This is a genomic window from Bradyrhizobium sp. Ken64 (genome assembly GCF_055807555.1).
Genome location: NZ_JBVVPA010000005.1, coordinates 387,645 through 394,355, shown reverse-complemented (window position 1 = coordinate 394,355; position 6,711 = coordinate 387,645). Strand labels below are relative to the sequence as shown.

The window sequence follows — 6,711 nt, the reverse complement described above, 5'->3', positions numbered from 1 at the left end:
AATCGCTAGGCTTCGTGTTGCAGGCCATCCCGGGCGACGCCAATCCGGCTGTTTCTTAGGAAGTCGATCGCGATCTTTGCTGGACCCCGGACATGAGGTTCCGTTTTATCGAGGATCGCCGCACGGACTATCCGGTCAAGGTCATGTGCCGTGTGCTCGGCGTCTCGCCCGCGGGCTACTATGCCTGGCGGTCGCGCCCGGAAAGCCTCCGGGCCTTGGCTAATCGAGCGCTGCTGGAAGGCATCCAGCGGGTTCATCGCGATAGCCATGGCCGCTATGGCAGCCCGCGCATTCATGTCGAACTCAAAGCCCAGGGACATCATGCAAGCCGTGGCCGGATCGAGCGGCAGATGCGCCATCATGGCATTCGAGCCATCTCAGCCGGGCCGCGACGATGCCGCACCACCGACAGCGGGCATGGCTATCCGATCGCGCCGAACCTGCTCGGCCGGAACTTCTCGGCCGCCATGCGCAATCAGATCTGGCTCGCCGACATCACCTTTGTCTGGACCGGCCAGGGCTGGCTGTATCTGGCGGCCGTCATGGATCTGTACAGCCGCCGTATCGTGGGCTGGGCGATGGACGACCATCTGCGCGCAGAACTGCCGCTCGCCGCATTACGAATGGCGATCAAGGGGCAAAGACCAGGTCCCGGGCTGATCCATCATTCCGATCGCGGCACACAATACGCTTCAACCGAGTACCGCCAAGCACTGCAAGCCGCCGGCTTCCGGCCTTCAATGAGCCGCAGAGCCGACTGCTACGACAATGCCCCGATGGAAAGCTTCTTCCACACTCTCAAGACCGAACTGATCCATCACCGTCAATATGAGACCCGCAATGAAGCCGAGCGCGACATCTTCGCTTACGTCGAAGGCTTCTACAATCAGACCCGAAGACACTCGGCCATCGGCTATATCAGCCCGGTCGAGATGGAGCTAAAATCGGCTTGATCCATGTCTACTTTTTTGGGGGAAGATCAATTCTGGATTGCTTCGCTGCGCTCGCAATGACGCGGAGGCCGTAGGCCTGCCCCAAGCCCTCTCGCCGCACGAGGCCTGCACCCGCGAAGCGTCGGGCAAAACACCTCGTCAAGCCCTCCCCATAAAAACATTTTGCTTTTCCGAATTTCGGATTTGTGGCATACAGCGCGCATCCTGGCCCTGCCAAAGGGGCGTTCGCGACCGTCACGACATGCGGGCCGGGTGGCGGTGGACGCGGCAGCGACGGCGCGGGCGGCGTGATGACAGGGCGGGCAACCGTGAGTCCTCACGCGACGCGTACGACACGGCGCTGGAGAGCGGGCTTGTCGATCATCGAGGGTGAGCACACGCAAGCCCCTGACGATTTTGGCGAGACCGTCCGCGGACGGAGAAGTCGTGTGGTCCTGACGCCCGGGGTCTGTGCGTCAAGCCTCGCGGTGATGCGGCGGCCCAACCGGGCGCGCGCATCAGCGATCGGCGGGGCGACGGGGGCAATAGTGCATCGCTCCCCGAGGAGAGCACGAAGGACACCGTTAAAACCATCCGCGCAGGGAAGGCCGGGCGATCGGCCACCCTATCGGTCCACCCCGTGTGCACTCCTGTAGCGCACGGACCAACGGGTGCCGCCGGCGCCCGGCCTTCCCTGCGCCCTTTGGCCTCCATTGGGCGAGGAACCGCAGCAAGGCTCGGGCAGAATCTGCCGCGGGAACGCGCGGCCGCGTTCGCAATCTGGATTGAGCGCCCGTTCTATTTCACCGTCACTCTGAGGTGCCGGAGCGTAGCGGAGGCCTCGAAGGGCGACGGCCCGGCTGCCGGTTCGGCCGTGCATCCTTCGAGGCTCTCCACACGTCGCGTTGCGACGCATGGCTCGCGCCTCAGGATGACGGGATCGGCAGCAAGCGCTCGAGCCGCCCGCGCCGCTGCCGGCCGTCGCACCACTTTTCGCCGGCGCGCCGGACTGTTAGACTGACGCCATTATTTTTGGGGAATTTTGATGCGCGCGAGGATTTTCAATCGCGTCCCGGGGCTGGCGACGCTGGTCGCAGCCCTGCTCGTCGTCGCCACATACCCGGCATCGGCCGAGAAGCGCCTCGCGCTCGTTGTCGGCAACTCCGCCTACAAGAACATCACGCCGCTCGACAATCCGTCCAAGGACGCGAGCCTGATGGCGGAGACGCTTGGCCTGCTCGGCTTCACGCTGGTCGGAGGCCGCGCTCAGCTCGATCTCGACAAGGGCGCGATGGACCTGGCGGTGCAGAGCTTTGGCCGGCAGGTGCAGGGCGCCGACGTCGCGCTGTTCTATTATGCCGGCCACGGCGTGCAGGTCTCGGGCGCCAACTATCTCGTGCCGGTCGGCGCCAATCCGACGCGCGAGGCCGACGTCGACTTCCAGATGACCGACGTCAACCTCGTGCTGCGCCAGATGCAGGGATCGGGCACGCGGCTCAACCTCGTGATCCTGGACGCCTGCCGCAACAACCCCTTCGGCTCGCGCGGCCTGCGCGCCTCCGATGGCGGCCTCGCGCAGATGCGCGCGCCCGAGGGCACGCTGATCTCCTACGCAACGCAACCCGGCAATGTCGCCCAGGACGGCAGCGACGGCCACAGCCCCTACACCAAGGCATTGGCCGCGACGGTCCGGACCGCGGGCCTCGACGTATTCCAGACTTTCAATCAGGTCGGTCTCGCGGTGAAGCGCGCCACCTCCGGCGCGCAGCAGCCCTGGGTGTCGTCCTCCCCGATCGACGGCACCTTCTATTTCGTAGCCCCGACGCAAACCGCGCCACCGCAGGTCGCAGCGATGCAGCCTGATCCGCTGCCGGCAGATCGGTTGCGCGCCGATCCGGACCGCGTCCCTTTGCGCGATGCCGCCCTGCTGAGCGAACTCAGCGAGCGGCTCTACGAGCTCAATTTCGATCCTGACAGCCCTGATGGACTGACCCGCGCGATCACAAAACTCCAGCAGCGGATTTCCATGGCGCCGACGGGCGAAGCCACCGAAGGCCTGCTGCTGCGGATGCGCAAGATGGAGGACCTGAAGCCATGGGGCTCGATCGTCTACGGGCCCGACGGCGGCAAATGGGGCATCTCCTGGAACCACGCCTCGCGGCGCGCGGCGGTAGCGGATGCGCGCGGCAATTGCGCCGGCGCCAAATGTCCGTTCGAGCTGTCCTTCTATGGCAACCGCTGCGGCGCGTTCGCGATCTCCGACAAATCCTGGTCGCTGGTCCAGCGCGACAGCGTGCAGCGCGCGAAAGACGCCGCGCTTGACGAATGCGGCAAGGCTGGCAAAGCTTGCCGCATTATCGGTTCCGTCTGTGCCGACGGCTCCGGCCGCTGATACGATTTTTCATTTTTTGGATTTTTGCTCATGCGCAATGCCGTCATCCCTGTAATTGCGTTGGCCTTATTCCTGTCCGTCACCCTCGCTCCACCGTCCGCCGTTGCGCAGTCCGGCAGCGCCGGCGGCTCGATCGGCAATGACGAGAAGTCGCTGTCCGGCTCGCGATCGGACCGTTCCGCCGAGCCGGCGCCCTCGGCGCGTCGCAGCAAGCCGGCCGAGGAGCCGCGCAGTTCCTCACGGCGCGGTGGTGGAGGCGGTGGTGGCGGTGGCGGGAGTTTCGACGGCGCCTGGATGGTCGTCAGCGTCGGCTGCGGTGGCACCACGTCCGGCGCGGTCGTGGTGTCCTCAGGCAAGGTCATAGGCCAAGGCGTCACGGGTACCGTCAGCGCGAGCGGCGCGGTCAGCACGTTCGGTCAAGGCGATGGCGTGACCTTCACCGGGTCCGGCCGCCTCGCTGCCCGCAGCGGCTCCGGATCCTTCCGCCGCTCGGACGGCTGCGGCGGAACCTGGACTTCGACCAAGCAATAGCAGCGAAAAAGTCTGATTCCGCGGCGGAACGAACGCCGCGCAGGCCCGATTCAGGCCACATCCTCTCCGGATTTGCGGCTCATTGCCACCCAAGTCTTTGACGACAAAGGGAAGGTAACGAGTTGCGTCATGCGTAATCGGGAGACCAGGATGGGCAACCGCACCGCAAAATTCTTATCCGCCCTTGTGGGCAGCATCATTGCCGGCGCGCCCCTTGCCGCCGTGTCGCAGAATGCACCAACGGCACCGAGCACGGCAACTGCCGCGAGCGACTGCCTTGGCTCGCCAAAGGGCGCCGCGCCGCAGGGCCAGCATTGGCATTATCGCCTCGAGCGCGCGACCAAGCGGCAGTGCTGGTATCTGCGCGCCGAAGGCGGCAAGGCAACCCAAACCGCACAGGCTGCGCCCGACACGCCTGCAGCGGATTCAGCCGTGCCGCAGCAGCACTTGGTCCAGGACGCGCGCGCCGAATATCTGACGCCGCCGAGCATCGCCACGGTGAAGACGCCTGCACAGGCGGGACCGGCGCCGATGCAACAAGCTGCGAGCCCCGCCGCCGACGCCAACGCGCAGCAGCCCGCCGTCGCCGGGCCCTGGCCCGACGCCTCCTCGGCGTCCGCCGCGCCCACAGAGCAGCCGTCGCCTGTACCTGTCGCGGCCGCCGCGCAGCCGACCGCGAAGCCGGCGAAGTCCCCTGCTCCGATGGCTCTGGCCGCGGCAGACAGCACCGCCGACAAGCAGACCGGCTCGCTCCAGATGCTGCTGCTCGTGATCGGCGGCGCGCTGGCACTTGCCGGCATCCTCGCCAGCGTCATTTACCGCTTCGCCGGTGGACGCATCCGCGTCCAGGCCGCCGACCAGCGCCGCGTCAACTGGGACAATTTTGAGCCGCACGATCACGACGATGGCCGTGCCCCCTGGCTCAACGCAGCGTCCGCCGACGCGCCGCACGCTCGGCAGCCGCGCCCGGTAGATTTCGATGCCCTGCGTCCGCAGCCAGCCCAGCTCAAGACCGCGCAGCTTGCCGCGATCGATCGCGAGATCGATGTGATCGACGAGCGCGCATCGCAAGCGCACCACGATGCCGCAGAGCTCGACGATTCCGACATCTTCAACGGAGAATTCCAGATCGAGGCCGCACCGCAGCTCGCGGCCAACGACCTCAACGACGAAGAGCCGGCCGGCCGCGATGATGATGCGGGAGTCGAGGACGCCATCGACATCGACGTGATCACGACGATGCTGGAACGGCTGGCGAAGGACGGGCCGCGGCTGACGCAGCCTAGCCTTGAAGCTGACCTTGCAGACCTCGCACGAAGCCCACGAGGCCGGTCTGCCGCTCGCGCTTAAGGCGTTCGGCCTTCAGGACCGACTGCACCTCCGCGAAGGCCTCGTCGACGTCGTGGTTGATGACGATGTAGTCGTACTCGGCCCAGTGGCTCATCTCGTGGCTGGCACGGCTCATGCGCTTGCGGATCACCTCGTCGGAATCCTGCGCGCGCGAATGCAGCCGCTTCTCGAGATCGGCGGCCGAGGGCGGCAGGATGAACACGCTGACCACGTCGGCGCGTGCTTTCTCTCGAAGCTGCTGCGTGCCCTGCCAGTCGATGTCGAACAGCACGTCCTGCCCGGCTGACAGCGCCGCCTCAACCGGCGCACGCGGCGTGCCGTAGCTGTTCTCGAACACGGTCGCCCATTCCAGCAGCTGGTCGGCCTTCACCATCGCCTCGAAGGTGGCCTTGTCGACGAACGAATAATCCCTGCCGTCGACCTCGCCCGGCCGCATCGCCCGCGTGGTCGCCGACACCGACATTCGAAGGCCGGGCATGCGGTCGATCAACATGCGCGACAGCGTCGTCTTGCCCGCGCCCGACGGCGAGGACAGCACAAACATCAATCCGCGCCGCTCGACACCGTCAGTTCCGTGACCGCCATTCGTCATCGATCACTCCAGATTCTGGACCTGCTCGCGGAACTGCTCGACCACATTCTTCATGGCGAGCCCCGTATTGGTCAGCTCGATGTCGTTGGACTTCGAGCAACAGGTATTGACCTCGCGGTGAAACTCCTGCGCCAGGAAGTCGAGCTTGCGCCCGACCGGGCCGCCCTTGCCGATCAGCTCGCGCGCCTGCGCGATGTGCGAGGCGATGCGGTCGAGCTCCTCGCGGATGTCGGCCCTGGTCGCGATCAGGATCGCTTCCTGCATCAGGCGGTCGGAATCGAAACGGTCGGAGGTGTCGAGCAGGCTCGCGATCTGCTCGGCGAGTCTCGCCTTGATCGCTTCGGGCTTGCGGCCGGGCGCGGCCTCGGCCTTCTTCGCCAGCTGCTCGACCTCGTCCACGCGCTGGATGAGGATCTGCCCGAGCGAGCTCCCCTCACGCTTGCGCATCTGGACGAGTTCGGCGAGCGCCTTGTCGAAGGCGTCCGCGGCGGCGGCGCGCGCGGCCTTGTCCTCCTCCTCGTCGCCCTCGGGCTCGGCGACCTCAATGACACCCTTGATGGCCAAAAGCCCATCGACGCTCGGCGCGACCGCATCGACCTTGCCGGCGATCACGGCGGCGGCCTTGAGGACGGCGTTGAGCACGTCCTCGTTGACGCGGACGCTGGTGGCCGCATTGGCGCGCTTGACGGTCAGATTGGCGTAGACGGTGCCGCGCGAGAGCAGCTCGGCGGCGCGCTTCTTGGCATGAGCCTCGAGTTCGTCGAACCCCTGCGGCAACCGCACCCTGAGATCAAAGCCCTTGGCATTGACCGACTTCAATTCCCATTCGAACGTATACGGCCCACTCGCGCCGTGGCTTCGGGCAAAGCCCGTCATGGACGACAACGCCATCAGGTCAATTTCTCCAGAAGCAC

Annotated in this window: 5 protein-coding genes and 1 pseudogene; 4 read left to right on the top strand and 2 right to left on the bottom strand. The window is 66.1% G+C overall.

Annotated features, from left to right (window positions below; all coding sequences use genetic code 11):
• Positions 1–92: 92 nt before the first annotated feature.
• The 4 genes and pseudogenes from AC0L2F_RS12250 to AC0L2F_RS12235 form a co-directional block, all read left to right on the top strand.
• Positions 93–953: pseudogene (locus tag AC0L2F_RS12250) on the top strand (IS3 family transposase); the annotation flags it as partial.
• A gap of 1,024 nt (positions 954–1,977) precedes the next feature.
• Complete coding sequence (locus tag AC0L2F_RS12245) at positions 1,978–3,324, top strand: caspase family protein (protein ID WP_473248517.1); 1,347 nt, start codon at positions 1,978–1,980, stop codon at positions 3,322–3,324.
• 30 nt (positions 3,325–3,354) lie between these two features.
• Positions 3,355–3,855: a hypothetical protein gene (locus tag AC0L2F_RS12240; protein ID WP_063992703.1), complete on the top strand. Its 501-nt coding sequence runs from the start codon at positions 3,355–3,357 to the stop codon at positions 3,853–3,855.
• 150 nt (positions 3,856–4,005) lie between these two features.
• A complete protein-coding gene (locus tag AC0L2F_RS12235) occupies positions 4,006–5,205 on the top strand; it encodes a hypothetical protein (RefSeq protein WP_473248526.1) in 1,200 nt (399 codons plus the stop codon).
• Here the strand turns inward: AC0L2F_RS12235 and gmk are convergent.
• Complete coding sequence (gene gmk, locus AC0L2F_RS12230; protein ID WP_473248516.1) at positions 5,138–5,797, bottom strand: guanylate kinase; 660 nt, start codon at positions 5,795–5,797, stop codon at positions 5,138–5,140. The two genes, AC0L2F_RS12235 and gmk, sit on opposite strands and share 68 nt — an antisense overlap.
• Before the next feature lie 3 nt (positions 5,798–5,800).
• Positions 5,801–6,688, bottom strand: a complete 888-nt coding sequence (locus AC0L2F_RS12225; RefSeq protein ID WP_473248515.1) for a YicC/YloC family endoribonuclease — start codon at positions 6,686–6,688, stop codon at positions 5,801–5,803.
• Positions 6,689–6,711: the final 23 nt, after the last annotated feature.

Bases quoted from the DNA above. Each gene is read 5' to 3' on its own strand.
- AC0L2F_RS12245 (WP_473248517.1), top strand. From the start codon at position 1,978: ATGCGCGCGAGGATTTTCAATCGCGTCCCGGGGCTGGCGACGCTGGTC.
- AC0L2F_RS12240 (WP_063992703.1), top strand. From the start codon at position 3,355: ATGCGCAATGCCGTCATCCCTGTAATTGCGTTGGCCTTATTCCTGTCC.
- AC0L2F_RS12235 (WP_473248526.1), top strand. From the start codon at position 4,006: ATGGGCAACCGCACCGCAAAATTCTTATCCGCCCTTGTGGGCAGCATC.
- gmk (WP_473248516.1), bottom strand. From the start codon at position 5,797: ATGACGAATGGCGGTCACGGAACTGACGGTGTCGAGCGGCGCGGATTG.
- AC0L2F_RS12225 (WP_473248515.1), bottom strand. From the start codon at position 6,688: ATGGCGTTGTCGTCCATGACGGGCTTTGCCCGAAGCCACGGCGCGAGT.